This window comes from Paraburkholderia phytofirmans PsJN (assembly GCF_000020125.1).
Lineage (GTDB): Bacteria > Pseudomonadota > Gammaproteobacteria > Burkholderiales > Burkholderiaceae > Paraburkholderia > Paraburkholderia phytofirmans.
In genome coordinates, this window is sequence record NC_010676.1 from 2,496,603 (window position 1) to 2,512,254 (window position 15,652).

General features: G+C 59.0%; 13 protein-coding genes. 5 read left to right on the forward strand and 8 right to left on the reverse strand.

Features of this window, described 5'->3' with window-relative positions; genetic code table 11:
* The first annotated feature begins 43 nt into the window (after positions 1-43).
* Positions 44-1,012 (forward strand): dihydrodipicolinate synthase family protein, encoded by a 969-nt coding sequence (locus BPHYT_RS30940; RefSeq protein WP_012428078.1) that lies wholly within the window; start codon positions 44-46, stop codon positions 1,010-1,012.
* Between the two features lie 116 nt (positions 1,013-1,128).
* The gene (locus tag BPHYT_RS30945) at positions 1,129-2,205 is read left to right on the forward strand and encodes a LacI family DNA-binding transcriptional regulator (protein WP_012428079.1); all 1,077 of its coding nucleotides are present in this window, start codon (positions 1,129-1,131) and stop codon (positions 2,203-2,205) included.
* Between the two features lie 140 nt (positions 2,206-2,345).
* On the opposite strand, the gene BPHYT_RS30950 is transcribed toward BPHYT_RS30945, so the two are convergent.
* Both BPHYT_RS30950 and BPHYT_RS30955 read right to left on the reverse strand, forming a co-directional pair.
* Positions 2,346-4,919: an ATP-binding response regulator gene (locus BPHYT_RS30950; protein ID WP_012428080.1), complete on the reverse strand. Its 2,574-nt coding sequence runs from the start codon at positions 4,917-4,919 to the stop codon at positions 2,346-2,348.
* Positions 4,920-4,947: 28 nt separating this feature from the next.
* On the reverse strand, positions 4,948-5,985 hold the full coding sequence (locus tag BPHYT_RS30955; protein WP_012428081.1) for a 3-oxoacyl-[acyl-carrier-protein] synthase III C-terminal domain-containing protein: 1,038 nt from the start codon (positions 5,983-5,985) through the stop codon (positions 4,948-4,950).
* A 585-nt stretch (positions 5,986-6,570) separates the two neighbouring features.
* Here BPHYT_RS30955 and BPHYT_RS30960 point away from each other — a divergent pair.
* A complete protein-coding gene (locus BPHYT_RS30960; protein WP_012428082.1) occupies positions 6,571-6,768 on the forward strand; it encodes a hypothetical protein in 198 nt (65 codons plus the stop codon).
* Positions 6,769-6,873: 105 nt separating this feature from the next.
* On the opposite strand, the gene BPHYT_RS30965 is transcribed toward BPHYT_RS30960, so the two are convergent.
* The gene (locus tag BPHYT_RS30965; RefSeq protein ID WP_012428083.1) at positions 6,874-7,059 is read right to left on the reverse strand and encodes a hypothetical protein; all 186 of its coding nucleotides are present in this window, start codon (positions 7,057-7,059) and stop codon (positions 6,874-6,876) included.
* Positions 7,060-7,843: 784 nt separating this feature from the next.
* On the opposite strand from BPHYT_RS30965, the gene BPHYT_RS30970 reads away from it, so the two are divergent.
* On the forward strand, positions 7,844-8,914 hold the full coding sequence (locus BPHYT_RS30970; RefSeq protein WP_012428084.1) for a GlxA family transcriptional regulator: 1,071 nt from the start codon (positions 7,844-7,846) through the stop codon (positions 8,912-8,914).
* A gap of 982 nt (positions 8,915-9,896) precedes the next feature.
* Positions 9,897-10,892, forward strand: a complete 996-nt coding sequence (locus tag BPHYT_RS30980) for a GlxA family transcriptional regulator (RefSeq protein WP_012428086.1) — start codon at positions 9,897-9,899, stop codon at positions 10,890-10,892.
* Positions 10,893-10,949: 57 nt separating this feature from the next.
* Here the strand turns inward: BPHYT_RS30980 and rfbD are convergent, their stop codons facing one another.
* The 5 genes from rfbD to BPHYT_RS31005 all read right to left on the reverse strand — a co-directional run bounded on the left by rfbD (position 10,950) and on the right by BPHYT_RS31005 (position 15,460).
* Positions 10,950-11,852: a dTDP-4-dehydrorhamnose reductase gene (gene rfbD / locus BPHYT_RS30985; protein WP_012428087.1), complete on the reverse strand. Its 903-nt coding sequence runs from the start codon at positions 11,850-11,852 to the stop codon at positions 10,950-10,952.
* Positions 11,852-12,400: a dTDP-4-dehydrorhamnose 3,5-epimerase gene (gene rfbC / locus BPHYT_RS30990; RefSeq protein WP_012428088.1), complete on the reverse strand. Its 549-nt coding sequence runs from the start codon at positions 12,398-12,400 to the stop codon at positions 11,852-11,854. The genes rfbD and rfbC overlap by 1 nt, the downstream gene beginning before the upstream one ends.
* Positions 12,397-13,284, reverse strand: a complete 888-nt coding sequence (rfbA, locus tag BPHYT_RS30995; RefSeq protein WP_012428089.1) for a glucose-1-phosphate thymidylyltransferase RfbA — start codon at positions 13,282-13,284, stop codon at positions 12,397-12,399. Before rfbA ends, rfbC begins: the two co-directional genes overlap by 4 nt.
* A gap of 3 nt (positions 13,285-13,287) precedes the next feature.
* A complete protein-coding gene (gene rfbB / locus BPHYT_RS31000; protein WP_012428090.1) occupies positions 13,288-14,349 on the reverse strand; it encodes a dTDP-glucose 4,6-dehydratase in 1,062 nt (353 codons plus the stop codon).
* A gap of 121 nt (positions 14,350-14,470) precedes the next feature.
* Positions 14,471-15,460, reverse strand: coding sequence for a helix-turn-helix domain-containing protein (locus tag BPHYT_RS31005; RefSeq protein WP_167315779.1), 990 nt, complete (start codon positions 15,458-15,460; stop codon positions 14,471-14,473).
* Positions 15,461-15,652 lie beyond the last annotated feature (192 nt).

The following is a 15,652-nucleotide window of genomic DNA, read 5'->3' on the forward strand; positions in this document are numbered from 1 at the left end:
GCACCGCCCAGACTCAACGAACCCTTTCCGGGAGATCACGAGCATGACCACTTCCAAGCAATTCGCCACGTCGATCGAAGGCATCGTGCCGGTGATGCTGACGCCGTTCGACGACGCCGGCGCCATCGATTACGCCGGACTCGAACGCCTGATCGAGTGGTATATCGCGCATGGATCGGACGCGCTCTTCGCCGTCGCGCAGTCGAGTGAAATGCAGTTCCTGACGCTCGCCGAGCGTGGCGCGCTGGGACGCTTCGTCGTCGACAAGGTGGCGGGCCGCATTCCGGTCGTCGTCTCCGGCCATATCAGCGACGACCCCGACGCGCAGGCCGAAGAACTCAACGTCGCCGCCGCCACCGGCGCACAAGGCATCGTGCTGGTGACGAACCGGCTCGACCCGAAACAGCAAGGCACGCAGACGTTCGCGGCGAATCTCCGGCAACTGCTCGCGCGCCTGCCGTCCGACGTTCCGCTCGGTCTGTACGAATGCCCCGCGCCCTACCGCCGCCTTCTCTCCGACGACGAATTGAAGCTGTGCATCGACACCGGCCGCTTCATCATGCTGAAAGACGTGAGCTGCGATCTCGCTACGGTCAAACGGCGCGTCGCGCTCGCCGAAGGCTCGCCGCTGAAAATCCTGAACGCCAACGCGGCCATTGCGTGGGACGCGATGAAGGCGGGTTCCGCCGGCTTCAACGGCGTGTTCACGAACTTCCATCCGGATCTCTACAAGTGGCTACGCAACGATGCGGCGCAAGACCCGGCCCTGGCAGAAGAACTCGCTACGTTTCTGGTGCTCGCCGCGGTCTCCGAGTCGCTTGGCTATCCGGCGTTCGCGAAGATCTACCACCAACGGATCGGCACGTTCGACTCCATTCGCTGCCGCGTGATCGACTACGACGTGCGTGAACGTTTCTGGGCCCTCGACGCGGTGCTCGATAAGATCGTCGTCGGCACCGAGCATTTTCGCAGCCGTATCGCGGCACTCGGTGCGAACCGCTCGGTTCGCTAGCCGTTGGACGGGGTGGAGGATTTCCGGATTACAGGTACATCCGCTGAAGCCGTCACGCGCGTTCACGGCGGTAAGATGGCGGGCGTTCCCCGATTCACTTTGCGCTCACCAACCTGATGCCCGACTCTCTCGACCCACCGGCCGCCGCCCGCACCCAGACGAACCGCGCTCGCCGCAGCACGGGCCGCAGCGTGCTTTCCGATGTGGCCAAGCTCGCGGGTGTCTCCACGGCGACCGTCTCGCGGGTCTACAACGAGCCGGACAAGGTCTCCGCGAACGTGCGTGAGCGCGTCGAGCACGCCGCGCTCACACTCAACTGGTTTCCGAATGCGGCGGGCCGCGCCCTCGCCTCCACGCGCAGCCACATTGCCGGCATCATCATTCCGACTCTGGATGATCGCGTGTTTGCTTCGCAGGTAAGCGGCATGCAGGCGGCGTTCGCGGCGCGCGGCATCACGCTGGTGCTTGGCTGCTCGAATTACGACCCCGCGCAGGCGCTCACGCAGGTGCGCGCAATGCTGGCGCGCGGCGTGGAAGCAATGGCCGTGGTAGGCGAGGCTCATCCGGCCGAACTATTCGATGCATTGCGGCTCTACCGCGTGCCGTATGCGGTGACATACGCGTATCGCAAGGACAGTCCGCACACCTGCATCGGGTTCGACAATCATGCGGCCTATGCGGAGATTACCGAACATCTGATCGGCCTCGGGCACCGCGCGTTCGCGGTTTGCATCCAGCCGACGCGCGACAACGATCGCGTGCAGGCACGCGTCGCGGGCATTCGCGCGACACTCGAACGTCACGGCCTCGCGGTGCGGCCGGAGCATATGTTTGAAGGCGAATCGACGATGGGATTCGGGCGGCGCAGTCTGCGCACGATCTGGCAAGCGTCGGGCGAGCGCCCCACCGCGATCATCTGCGGCAACGACCATATCGCGCTGGGCGTGTTGCGCGAGGCCGAGGAGCTGGGCATTGCGATTCCGGGCGAACTGTCCGTCACCGGATTCGACGATCTGGAAATGGCGCAGGAAATCCGCCCCGCGTTGACCACGATGCGCGTCGACACCTACGAGATCGGACAGCTAGCCGCGCAGTATCTGCTCGACACGCTCGACGGCAAGCGTCCGCTGCACGGGCACGAGGTGCATGCGTTGTTTCAGCTCCGGCAATCGACGGGACCGGCCGCGAGATAGTCTCGCCGCGCGATGCCTCGACGGCGGACTACAGCGTGGCGGTCACGCCGCCGTCCACGAATTCTCCGCGGCTTTTGCGCTCGGATCGTCAGGAACTTGCGGGCCCGAAACCAGACCGGATCGCTGCCCTCCACCGCCCATCAATCACTCACAGCGTCCCCGTGATCGCCACGCGCTTTGGCTGAAGCGAAAAAGGTCTGCAGCGCGGGGGCCGAATGGTCGCTCAACGAGCAGATTCGCGCCAGCCAGTCGGCTTCCGCGGGCCATTCCCCTTCCACCACGCGCGGATAGATTTGCCGCACGAACTGATGCAACGCCTTTGCGCCGATATTGCCGCTGATGCCAAGCAGCACGTGCAAGGCGCCATGCGTCGATTCGAGGTCCCGGGCCGCCACGCTTGCGGCGAGTTGCGCCACGGTCGAGCGAATCTGTTCGATGCCGTTGAGGAACGTCTGATCCAGCAAATCGAGCGCCACCAGTTCCTCGAGGTGTTTCTCGTCGAGCAACGGGCCTTCCTTGATCGGCTCCGGCTTGCCGGCTTGCACGGCGGGTGTCTGTGCCGGTTCCGCCCTGACCGGCGCATGCGACACACGTTGCTGGGCAAACTGTCTTGCAAGAGACGCATAGAGGGCGCCGATCTGCACGGGCTTGATCATGACCTCGTTCATGCCCGCGGCGAGACATGCCTGCACGGCTTTCATGTCGGATTGGCCGGTCAATGCAACGACGGGGATCCGGGAATATGCGTCGGCACGCGCGCGGATCAACGCAGTCGTTTCCACGCCGCCCATTCCGGGCATGTTCATGTCCATCACGATGGCATCGACGGCGGCGTCCTCCTCCAGCCTCGCCAGCACGGCCGGCCCATGCTCGGCCTCGACGACGCGCGCGCCGCATCGTTCCAGATAACCTTTGGCAATCCGCCTGCTGTAGGTGTCGTCGTCCGCGACCAGTATCGTTTTGCCGGCGAATCCGTCGAATGGATGGCTGTGATCGTGCCGATTGCCGCTTTCGAAGAGCGTCTTGAGCGCGGTGATCAATTCCACCGGGCTGACGGATTTGCTGATCATGTCGTCCATGCCGGCACGCCGGGCGAGTACCCGCGTCACATTGACCGGCTCCGTCGTGAAGGCGGCGATCAGCACGTTCCGGTTCGGGTGTTGATGGTCGGCGCGGATCGTCTCGGCGGCGGTGTAGCCGTCCATGACCGGCATATTGATGTCCATTAGCACGAGGTCGTGCGGCGTCGACTGTCGAAGCAACCTCAATGCCGCCTCGCCGTTTTCCGCCTCGCTCACCTCGGCGCCGACCTTCGACAACGCGCGGCGGCTTCGCGCCCGCTGGGCGGCATCGTCGTCCACGATCAGAATGCGTTTGCCGGCGAAAAAAGGCGTGGCCCGCTCGAAAACCTTCTGCTCATGCTCCGCCACCTCGCGGCTGGAAACGGCGGGGAATTGCAGCGTGAACTGCGTAAATTTTCCGACTTCCGAGCGACAGGCAATCGTGCCGCCGAACGCCCGCATGGCGCGCTGGCAATAGGCAAGGCCGAGCCCCGTCCCCGCCGAATTGCCCGCGGTACGGAACGGCTCGAACAGATGCGGCAGGAGGTCGGCCGCGATGCCGGGGCCGGTATCGTGAACCAGCACCGTCTGGCGGTCGATGGTCAATGTCAGCGTTGCCAGAGGATGCGCGGCGATGTGATGCAGCGCGTTCTTGATCAGATTGAACAGCGTGAACAGATAGACGGTCTCGTCGACCTTAAAGATGAAGTCTTCCAGCACCGCGAGCCGGACTTTGGCGCGCTCCTTCTGATCGCCGAAACCGTATTCGTCCAGCGCTTTACGCGTGGTGGCCGCCGCGCTCAGATAGGTGAAATGATCCGCGCGGATGGGTTTCGCGCTGACTTCATCGAGCGTCATGGCGATGATGCGCAGGCCCCGGTCAATCGACAATTGGCCGTGGGCGAGATGCCGGTAAAGCAACGCCGCCCTGTCATGCGACATGGCCGGCGACGGGTTGGCGTCCGTCACCGCGGGCAGCGCCTCTTCCATGCGATCCAGCACGTGCCTCAGCTGGCTGAGAGGATTGCGCATTTCATGAGCGATCGAACCGGCGAGCGCACGAAATGCCACGTTTTTTGCCTGCGCGACGATGCCCTTGAGGTTGCTGTAACTGAACGTAAGGCCGGCGAAAATAGCGAATGTAAAAACCGGCAGATACGTGTAGAGAAATAACTGTCCGTCCACGTGGAGGGATTGCGGAATGACGACCCTGGCGCATAAAACGGCAAGACCCATCCCCAGAATCAGATTGAGTGCTAACGCAACGACCGACGGAAAGATGGCGATGAGGAAAAACACCATGCCCAGCTCGGCCATCGACCAGAGCATCGAATAGTGACCGGCGATCAGGTAGTAAGTGAAAAAGAACGGTAGCGTATAAGCTACCGTTACGAAGTAGTACCACGGCAGGAAGCGCACGACCGGAGCGGGCCAGAAACGGCGCAATAGCAGCAGCGCACAGGCGGCTGTACCGAAAGCGCGCATCAGCAGGCTTTCGTTGGGTTGAGGGTCGATATACGTCCACCACGCCCAGTACAGCGGATGTCCGATCGTACCGATTACGCCAACAGCCAGCACGCTGTAGTCCGACACCTTGGCCGAGTCATAAACCAGTCGGTTGAGGTAACGGATGCTCGTTGAAATGGCTCTCATGTCGTGCTTTATCTTGACTTATCCAGCCTCAGAATCTGAAGCTGCTGACGTTGAACGACATGCCGGCGCTGCCGACCCAGCACAGCACTCTGTCGCCTCTCTTCAACCGCCCGCCGTCTTTCGCCAGTGAAATGGCCGCCGGAATCGAAGCCGAGACGAGGTTTCCCGTCTCCGGATAGATGTGATACATCTTGTCGTCGATCCCTACCTTGGCGCCGTAACCCTGCCACGCAGCCTTGGAGGATGCGTGGGTGAAGACGATGTCGATGTCTTTCTTGGGAACTGGCAGTTTAGTCAATACCGCGGACAGTTCGTCCGAATTCTTGTGAAGCTCATGGCCGAATGATGTGAAACGCATGTCGCCGTTCTTGCCGATCCGTTCGGTCGGGTGGCAATACCCTTCGTAGCCGGGGATTGGAATGGTGCACAGGTCCGACACTGCCGGCTTCGCGCGGAACGCAAAGGTGAAGTTATCCGGCTCTTTGGCGACGAGCAAGGTAGCGGTCGCCGCCTCGCCAATCGTAAACGACGGCAACGTATATTCGATTTGAGCCTGGCTCTTCAACGCGAAATTCCCCGGATAGAGTGGGCCGCCCGCAAGCATATTGAACTCGGCGTTCACAATCATAGCGTTTCTGTACTGACCCGACTTGAAAAGGCTGTCGATGATCGCCATGGCCCGGGTCCAGCTCATGCAGGCGTCGACCACGTCGAAACACTCGGCGTTCACGAAGCCTAGCGTGCTGGCCATCATGTGGCTGTTGCCGGGCTCAAGAAACCCTCGTCCAATACCGACGTAAATAAACAGCTCGATATGTTCCGGCTTCAGATACGTTTCCGATAACGCCTTGCGCGTCGCCATGGCGACGTGATCGATAGGCGACTCGTGGCTTTCACACCAGCGCCGGTTGACCAGTCCGCTTCTGTCGAGCAAGGTCTTGATGGTGCGCATCCCCCGGTCGATGTCGCCCTCGTAATCCTTGGAATGGAATCGAATCATATCGATCACTTCTTCGTTCGTAACGATCCTGGAGGGCAAGCTGACGGCTACGTCTTTAATAAGCATAAAGAATCCATGAATAAATTAACGCGGTGGGTAGAAGTACGTTTTGCGCCATGGCACGCGAGTATCTGGGACGCCAGATACGCGGCCTCGCGGCGCTGGTACATTAACGCGTCCACCACGATTCATGAAAAAAGTCCCGTCTGGCGTGTTGCCAATGGGAATGTTGGGCGGCGGGTCGGGCCCGGGCGCCGGGGTGGAATGGATCTGGGCGGTGACGTTCAGCGGCGTGTCCGTTCGCCCGGGATCGGCCCTTTTTCGTGTCCTGTTCCGTCAAGAACGTGACCTCATCCGCCGCATGCGCCCACGGCCTCTTTCGAGCGACTAGACTTGGCTTCGGTCTTTCGAGGGGGCGCTTCTCTCAAGCGAACCCCACCCCTCGATCTTTCAGCCTGCCGCTCCCTCGGGCGGCAGGCTCTTTTTTTGTGGGCCGCTCGAATTCAGGCAATAGTCGCTCGTGACCTAAGAGGATCAGGCCGATGCATGCCGCCGCCAAGGTTCATCCACGATTGCGATTGCTGTCCTCACCTGTGAGTCGAAGACGACCACAGTTCCAGCGGAAAACCGCGTGACGCTTTCGAGGAAAGCATGCAGATACCGAACGTAAATAATTTCATCAAAGACTCGCAGCACGGCGTCACCTACAACATCTGCGCCTATCGCAAGCTGTCAGATCAGGAGATGGCACGCGCGATGCAAGTCTTCATCCAACAACAGGGCGAGCGCCAGCCGAAGCAAGGGTCAGTCGTCAAGATCTTTTCCCTGCTCGGGTTTGGGGATGAGTAGCCGTGTCGACGCTTTGGACGTCCATGGACGGAGGTTGGAAGCGCTCGCCAATCGCACGCGCAATAGCATGCCGCGCGGCAAGATGAACCGTGTCGACTGAGCCGACTAATCCAGTACCGACAATAGATCGGCGAGGTTGGTGTCAGGCAATCGCTTCGCAACCATGTCCCAGAAGATCACGTCGCGCATTGCGCTGGCATCTTCCGCCGTCTTCCATTCGCGCGCACCGACGATGGAATCGGCCGTTTCGCGAGCTGCGGATACGATTGTCTGAATGTCTTGTTTATGCATGAACCCGTTAACGGTCGCATAGCGAGCTTATTTAGCCTCATGCGCAATCGTTTGCTAAAAAATTTTAACCACTGCCCTCCGCTTTGCACGATGCCAGCGCGGTAATCGAAAACCGAACATGGCGCATCACGGAGTTCAAACGTTCGCCGTGCCCGACGAGGCGGGACAAGGCGCCTGCCCTGCGTTCCAGATGAACGGCGATGCGTGTGAGCACGCACTTGAAATTCGCGCATCCTGAACGTCGGGCGAAATTCTACCTCTTCCGCTGCGCCGCACCGTATTGCGGCGCTTATCGGAAAACTTAAGTCCGAAAGGAGCACATTGTTGGGGCCGCTTCCCACCGACCCGAGGCACATGTTCTCTCTGCATCGGCCGTGGGGGTAGGCGGCAATACCGTGCGCGGTGCAGCAAATGCACCACTTTTGACCAATCAGAGTGACATGCATTCACCACAAACTATTTCAACGCCAATGAACAACGCACTGTTATTGAGCACAATTAGCCCAATAATGACATAAAACGATAAAGGAATGCACTATGCATGCCGCCCTGTCTGTTGCGAAATACGATAATTCTTTCTTAATCTTACGCAATCACGGATAAAATCCGGCGCTCAGCAAGCGCTGCTCGCCATCTCGCCGTTCGACGTCCGCAACAGCCAATGTGTTGGTGAATTCAGCCATGAAATACTGACAAGAGAATTACACGTATAGCATGCTCTAATAAAAAAGACGGAGTCTTGGGGAGAAGTCTCTGTAGACCACACATTTCCGGGGAAAAATAAATGGATTTGGGACATACTCTGCAGCGCAGTTCGCCGCACAGTGCCGCGCCGATGCAAACGAACGCTCTGACTCGCATCGACATTGCGCTGTTCAACGGATTCGCCTTGCCTACGGTCGCCGCACTCATCGAGATTTTCCAGAGGGCTAACTCGCTAGTCGCCGCACCGCGCTCGGGCCGCGCACGTTACGACGTCTCGCTGCTTTCCGCCGCGGGCGGACGCATCGCCAGTTCGTCATCGGTCTTTGTCTGGACCGACGACGTCCAGTCGCATCGAGGCACCAACGAGCCACACCTGTTGTTCATTGCAGGCGGCGCCGGCGTGCAGCAGGCATGCCGCGATGAGCGATTGAGCGAGTGGCTTCGCCGCAGGCATCCGTTCAGCGAGATCGTGCATCCGATCGCGGAAGGCCAACTGCTGCTTCAGGCCGCCGGGCTGCCCAGCCGCTACTGCCCGCTTCTCTATGGAGACAACGAAGCACCCGGCTTGCATCCGGCGCGGTTGACAGAAGCGCCGGGCGCCGTATCGACCGCGCTGCGTATCGTCGAAGAGGATCTCGGTGCCGATCTCGCGCAGCGGGTTGCCGAATCGATCGCGCCGCAAACCAGAACGCCTTTCAGCTCGTCGATCACGCCCGCCGTGGCGCCCCAGATCAGCGATAAGATCCTCGCGTCGGCACGCTGGCTGGAAGCGAACGTCGACCGGCCCGTCTCGATCGACGACGCGGCCCAGGTCGCAGCGATGAGCGAGCGCAACTTCCTGCGCCGCTTCAAGAGCGAGATCGGCATGACGCCCTCCGACTATCTGCTTCGCGCACGCCTGAATATGAGTTGCCGGATGCTGGTGGAATCGCGGCTGCCCGTCGACAAGATCGCGCGCCGCTGCGGCATCGGCAGCGGCGGCCAGTTGTCGAAGTTGTTCAGAAAATATCTGGAGACGACGCCGACGGACTATCGAACGCGCAACCATGTGGCACAGCAGAAACCAAACGCACAGGTACGGGATCAACGGCGCGAGTTCGATCCAGGTGTTCTGATCGAAGCCGACTACGCGACTCAAGTCGAAGCGTAAGTCAGAACCCGGCGGTACATCTCTACCGCCGGAATACAAACACGGCCACCCGAGTCCATACAGGCCCAGGATACCTGGACGATCGTGTCGCGCTGAGCCCTTCTTATGTCATGTTCAGTCAACAACATGACGCAATCCGCCTCTCGCGTCTTGAGTCTGCTTCGAACGAATACACTGGCGTCGGCCTTTCGAGGGGCGCCTCTCTCAGTCAACCCCAACCCCCTCGATTTTCCCGCCTGCCGCTCCTTCGGGCGGCAGGTTCTTTTTTTCCGCTGTATCAGGTTCGAGTCGCACGTCTAACTAAGCGCATGCGTCTCGCGAGGCGCATGCTTCCACGTCCTCGATTCATACGAAAACTCCCGAACGGAGCACACATGGATGAGAAAGTGACTTACGTGTACGAGTATACGGGTGGCTTTGGTACGTACCGTACTACTGGGAAAAGGTTCGCATGCCATCTCCCCCTTGTTGGCGACAATGTAGTCATGAAGGTCGAGGAACTGGGATTCGATGATGTATTTAAAGTGAAGTCTCGACTCTTCGAATACGACAAGGCGGGTTCCCTGACTGTTACGTTGACGCTATCTCATACCGTCGCATAGGATCACTATATATTGAATGTTGACGATCAATATTCTTCTTCATTAGTCGTGTTCCTTATCACGCCCACAATAGACAACTCAATTCACAATAAAACTTAAGCCTTCCCGGTTCTTTGCGCGATACTCCGTCTCCGCAAGCCTAATAGAACTGTACTCCATTCCCACTTCAGACCCGCCCGCGCTTTCGAATTAAACCAGCCAATTATCCAACGGGTAATTCCCCTGCCATGGAAAGACATCGCAACTTGGCAATTCTGGCCAACACCTTGGCAAATTCAGCCAGTCATTAATGCAGCGCAACAACGTTATGTAGCATTCGATCAAACAATTAAAGGCGGCTTAGAGACAGCCGGCAAGTCACTCATTTCCGGGGAAGTACGATGGAGTTTCTTTGCAACGTGAAGCATAAGAATGCACTTCAAGCACCCGCTTTGCCACAGACCGCCAGCGTAAACCATATCGGTATTGCATTGTTCAATGGATTTGCTCTACCCGATGTGGCTTCCATCATTGAGATATTCCAATCGGCGAATGCCCTGAGCGACACAGGCGAACCCCGTCGAACTCGCTATGAGGTCTCGCTATTGTCGGCATCCGGCGGGCGTATTGCGAGTTCTTCTTCGGTGTTCGTGTGGACCGACAGCGTCGAATCGCGCGGGAACGGGGACAACTTCCGCGCGCTTTTCATTGCAGGCGGCACCGGCGCAACGAACGCGTTCCTTGACGATCGTCTGATCGTATGGCTTCGGCAGGCTTTTCCGAAAAGCGGCATGGTCCATGCAATCGCCGAGGGACGCCTGATGCTCGAAGCGGCGGGTTTCTCGAATGCCTACAGTGCGCGCATCGAGAACGACCGTCACGCACGAAACGCATTCCCTTCCCGATCTCTTGTGGACTCGCCCAGCCCGCTGCGAACCGCCTTGCGCATCGTTGGCGACGATCTTGGACCGGAAGTCGCGCAGCAGGTCGCCGATTGGGTTGCGCCTCAAGGCGAAACGCAATTCAGCACCATCCTGCGTAGCAAAACGGCATCGCATATCAGCGATAAGATCCAGGCGTCCGCGCAATGGCTCGAGGCCAACGGCGCACGCCCGATATCGATCGACGACGCCGCACAGATCGCGGCAATGAGCGAACGGAATTTCCTGCGGCGCTTCAAGAGCGAAATGGGTGTGACTCCGTCGGAATATCTGCTCTATGTGCGTCTCGACATGAGCTGCCGCCTTCTCGCCAAAACAAGCCTGCCCGTCGACAAGATCGCGCGTCGCTGCGGCATCGGCAGTGGCGGGAGGCTCGCGAAGCTGTTTCGCAAGCACCTGCTCACCACGCCCACGGAGTATCGAATCAGCAAACAAGGTTCGCGCAGAGCATCGTAACGCAGGCCGGCGGCGAACCTTCGGTCTCGTTCCGGCGCTTTGGCTGATCTGGAATGCTTAAGCGGTACGCTCGAATCGCTCATCCAGCGTCTGAGCAAGTGCGTCCCACCAATGCGGCCGCACAAGTCCGAAGCGCTCATCGAAGCGGTCGTTGTTAAGAGCCGAATTGCGCGGCCGAGCAGCACGCGTCGGGAACGCCTCGCTCGGTACGGGCTCGATGTGTGTGACGCGTACCCGACCTGAAGGTGCGAGATTACGCGCATAGTCGATGATCGCGGAAGCATAGCCGTGCCAACTGGTCACGCCTCGCGATGTCAAATGAAAAAGTCCACTCTGGAAGCGTGCTTCCCGGCGCTCGCGCATTGCTTGCGAAATCGCGTGGGCGGTAACGTTGGCAAGCATTCTTGCCGGAGTCGGTGCACCAAGCTGGTCATCGACGATCTTCAACGCTTCACGTTCGCCGGCGAGCCGCAGCATCGTCAGCATGAAGTTTGCCCCGCGCGTCGCATAGACCCAGGATGTGCGGAAAATCAGATGATCGCATTCGGACGCGATGATCGCGAGTTCCCCGTCGCGCTTGGTCGCGCCGTACACATTCAGCGGCGCCGTCTCGCAATCTTCCGAATAAGGCTCTGGCGACTTGCCGTCAAATACATAGTCGGTCGAGAAATGAACGAACAATGCGCCCGCGCGTTTCGCCGCACGGGCCATGACGTCGACTGATTCGGTATTGACGAGCCGCGCCGTTACGCAATCGTCTTCCGCCTTATCGACCGCCGTATAGGCTGCGGCGTTGACAACGACGTCCGGGCGGTAAAACCTCATCAATCCGTCGAGCAGTGCCGGCTTGCTGAGATCCGCAACTTCCCGGTCCCAGCGGACCACGTCACCCAGCGGCGCAAGCGAGCGTGCGAGCTCCCAGCCGAGTTGCCCCTGTACGCCCGTGATCGCGATTCTCATCAGTAGACCTCAGCCTCGTTAAAGCGGCTACCGGCGGCGTCTTTCGACGAAACGAACGGAACACCATTCAGTTCCCATTCGACAGCAATATCCGGATCGTCCCAACGCAAAGTACGTTCGTGTTCCGGGTGCCAGAATGCAGTCGCTTTATAAAGGAACTCGGCGACATCCGACAATACGACGAAGCCGTGCGCAAAGCCCGGCGGAATCCATAGCTGCCGCCGGTTCGACGCGGACAGCCGCACGCCGACCCATCGCCCGAACGTGGACGACCAGCGCCGCAGATCGACCGCAACGTCGAACACCTCACCCACTACAACTCGAACCAGCTTGCCTTGCGGATGCTGGATCTGGTAATGCAGGCCTCGCAGAACGCCCTGCGCTGAAATGGAATGATTGTCTTGCACAAACGTATAACCGCGCGCCACTTTCTCTTCGAACTCGACCTGATTGAACGTCTCGAGAAAAGCGCCCCGTGAATCTCCGAACACTTGCGGCTCGATGACCTTCACGTCAGGAATCGCGGTATGTCTAACTTGAATGGTCATGTGTGGATGGCAGGAACGAGAGATGACAGATATCGGCCGTAGTCGGTCTTCTGCAAAGGCGCCGCGAGGCGGGCCAGTTGCTCGGCATCGATCCAGCCACGCCGGAATGCGACTTCCTCCGGGCTTGCAACCAGCAAGCCCTGCCTCTGTTGCAGCGTCGCGATAAACGTCGCCGCATTGATCAGTGATTCGTGCGTGCCGGTGTCGAACCAGGCAAAGCCTCTACCCAGCGTCTCCAGATGAAGCGCTTCGCGCTCCAGGTAGTGCCGATTCACATCCGTGATTTCCAGCTCTCCGCGTGCAGACGGCTCGATATTCGCGGCAATATCGCAGACGTCGCCGTCATAGAAATAAAGACCGGTAACGGCAAAATTGGAACGCGGCTTCAGCGGCTTCTCTTCGATCGACAGCACCTTACCCCGACCGTCGATCTCGACCACGCCGTAGCGTTGCGGGTCGTGCACGTGATAGCCGAAGACCGTCGCGCCTTTGGTTCTGGAATGCGCACTGCCCAGATGGGCACCCAGGTCCGCGCCATAAAAAATGTTGTCGCCCAGAATCAGCGCGGAGGGTTTCCCGTCGATAAATTCGCGGCCGAGTATGAACGCTTGGGCGAGCCCATCCGGCGACGGCTGCACGGCGTAGGTGATCTGCATGCCCCACTGGCTGCCGTCGCCGAACATCGCCGCGAAGCGCGGCGTGTCATCCGGCGTCGAGATCAGCAGAACCTCGCGAATGCCCGCCATCATCAGCGTGGACAGCGGGTAGTAAATCATCGGCTTGTCGTAGATCGGCAGCATCTGCTTGGAGATAACGCGCGTGATCGGGTACAGCCGCGTTCCAGACCCGCCGGCGAGAATAATGCCCTTACGGTTCGAGTCCATCGTTCACGCTCTCTTGAGTATGCTTTCGGGGTTCCAGCGCCGATATGCGCCAGAGCGGATTTCTTCGAGCCACGCACCGTTTTCGACGTACCACTGCACCGTCATCGACAAGCCGCTGGCAAACGTCTCGCGCGGCACCCAGCCGAGCTCGCGGCGCAGCTTCGTGGCATCGATCGCGTAGCGCCTATCGTGTCCCTTCCGGTCCGTGACGAAAGCGATCTGCTCGCGATAACTGCCGCTCTCGCGCGGTTTTATCGCGTCGAGAAGATCGCAGATGAAATGAACGACTTCGACGTTGGTTTTTTCGTTATTGCCGCCGATGTTATATGTCTCCCCCGGCGTGCCGCGGGCGAGCACCGTACGGATCGCATCACAATGGTCGCGTACATACAGCCAGTCGCGCACATTGCGGCCATCGCCGTACACCGGTAGCGCGTCGCCGCTCAGTGCCCTTTGAATCATCAACGGAATCAGTTTCTCCGGAAACTGGTAAGGCCCGTAGTTGTTCGAACAGTTCGTGGTGAGCGTAGGTAATCCATAGGTGTGGTGGTATGCACGAACGATATGATCCGAACTGGCTTTCGATGCCGCATAGGGACTGTTTGGCGCGTATGGTGTCGTCTCCGTAAATGCGGCATCGTTGGCCGACAGCGAACCGTACACTTCGTCCGTCGACACATGCAGGAAGCGAAACGAATTACGTTCCGCATCGCTTAGCCGCTCCCAATACAGTCGCGCGACATCCAGCAGTTCACCGGTACCCGTCACATTTGCATCAATAAATTCACGTGGACGGTCGATCGAGCGATCGACGTGACTTTCCGCTGCAAAGTGCACCACGGCACGCGGCCGATATTGTTCGAAGATAGCGCTCATGGCTGTGCGATCGCCGATATCGCGACACGCGAACACGTGACGAGGATCGTCGTGCAGCGCTTGCAACGTGCCGTAATTGCCCGCATACGTCAATTTGTCGATATTGAGTATCGGCTCATCGTGGTGGGCAAGCCAGTCGATGACAAAATTTGCGCCGATAAAACCGGCGCCACCCGTTACGAAGATCATTTGAAGTTCTCTTAGATGACGGCTCTTACATTTTGAATCGTAAAGGCGCGACTATTTTTGCATCGGCCATATAGTTGGCGCATTCCGACATTCGCCAGTTTCCCGCTTGAGTGGCTCGCACTCATTCATTCAGATCGATCCCGTACGTGTCCGGATTCAATCCCTGCCGATTCGCGTCACGAAACTCGCTCGGCGTGAGAGACAGTCGACGTCTGAATATTTTTGCAAGCCGCTCGCCACTTCCCATTCCGCAACGTCGCGCGATCGTATCGATCGGCACATTGGTCCGCTGCAGCAGACTGCACACGAAACCCAATCGAATCTCGAGCAAGTACTCCGAAGGCGTGATCGATGCCTCCGCCCTGAAACGACGCAAAAAAGTTCGTTCGCTCATATTCGCGACTTGCGCCGCATGCGCAATTGAGATCGGGTGCATGTAGTTCTCTCGCAGCCAATTTGCCGCCGCTCTGATCGGTGCGGTCCATTCCATCGATGAGGCATCGACGGTTTGCGCATCGCGACTGCCAGTCGACGTCCCAAGACTCGCGTGCTTTCTCACAGCATTGCGCGACGATGTGAGATAAAGCAGAATCTGCGATTCGATTTGTTTTCGCGCATGCGCGCCGGTCGCCGCCAACGCCGCAACGAACGACACCCCTGCTTCCGTCATAGACGGCGCCAGTCTCGAACGCGCGCGAGCACTGCCCAAGCGTCGCCCGCGCCGCGCTGTACCCGGCGAAGCCATCACGAATCGATACAACGAGCTATCGCTATCCCACACGACGACATCGGCTCGCGCCACCAAAGTCGACATGGCGCGCAACACATCCGGCTCTTCAGCCGCCCGCAGCCTGCACTTCGCTCCCACCACAAACACACCGTCGAATTTCTCCGATAAACGAGGTTCGACTGGATCCGTCCAAATCCGGATTGAAAGCGAGTCATCAACATAGCCGCCGCCAATCGACAGTAACGACACGTTGAATATCAGGCCAGGCGACGGCGCCTTTTCCTCCACGATATCGTTGCCGTGAACGCGGTTAAAGATATCCGCCAGCGCATCGACCTCCTTGATGGAGAACCCGGCAAATACGACTATCGCAATCTTCACTACTGATTCCATGAAAGGTGGCGCGACGTTCCCGGAGAATGCTCCTTTAGCTCTTGTGCGGTTTGTGTACCGGTGCATGTTCCTGTTTCCGCGGGCAGCGCTGGCTTGTCATTTATCCTGACTGCCGATATTACTCACAGCGTGCTGTCGACAATGATCGCTGGCTACCGGTGCCATGGATTTGTCTGAAAC

What these genes read in the sequence shown, in the direction of transcription:
- rfbA (WP_012428089.1), bottom strand. Translation starts at nt 13,284, where the DNA reads ATGGACTCGAACCGTAAGGGCATTATTCTCGCCGGCGGGTCTGGAACG.
- rfbB (WP_012428090.1), bottom strand. Translation starts at nt 14,349, where the DNA reads ATGATCTTCGTAACGGGTGGCGCCGGTTTTATCGGCGCAAATTTTGTC.
- rfbC (WP_012428088.1), bottom strand. Translation starts at nt 12,400, where the DNA reads ATGACCATTCAAGTTAGACATACCGCGATTCCTGACGTGAAGGTCATC.
- BPHYT_RS30980 (WP_012428086.1), top strand. Translation starts at nt 9,897, where the DNA reads ATGGAGTTTCTTTGCAACGTGAAGCATAAGAATGCACTTCAAGCACCC.
- BPHYT_RS30960 (WP_012428082.1), top strand. Translation starts at nt 6,571, where the DNA reads ATGCAGATACCGAACGTAAATAATTTCATCAAAGACTCGCAGCACGGC.
- rfbD (WP_012428087.1), bottom strand. Translation starts at nt 11,852, where the DNA reads ATGAGAATCGCGATCACGGGCGTACAGGGGCAACTCGGCTGGGAGCTC.
- BPHYT_RS30940 (WP_012428078.1), top strand. Translation starts at nt 44, where the DNA reads ATGACCACTTCCAAGCAATTCGCCACGTCGATCGAAGGCATCGTGCCG.
- BPHYT_RS30945 (WP_012428079.1), top strand. Translation starts at nt 1,129, where the DNA reads ATGCCCGACTCTCTCGACCCACCGGCCGCCGCCCGCACCCAGACGAAC.
- BPHYT_RS30965 (WP_012428083.1), bottom strand. Translation starts at nt 7,059, where the DNA reads ATGCATAAACAAGACATTCAGACAATCGTATCCGCAGCTCGCGAAACG.
- BPHYT_RS30950 (WP_012428080.1), bottom strand. Translation starts at nt 4,919, where the DNA reads ATGAGAGCCATTTCAACGAGCATCCGTTACCTCAACCGACTGGTTTAT.
- BPHYT_RS30955 (WP_012428081.1), bottom strand. Translation starts at nt 5,985, where the DNA reads ATGCTTATTAAAGACGTAGCCGTCAGCTTGCCCTCCAGGATCGTTACG.
- BPHYT_RS30970 (WP_012428084.1), top strand. Translation starts at nt 7,844, where the DNA reads ATGGATTTGGGACATACTCTGCAGCGCAGTTCGCCGCACAGTGCCGCG.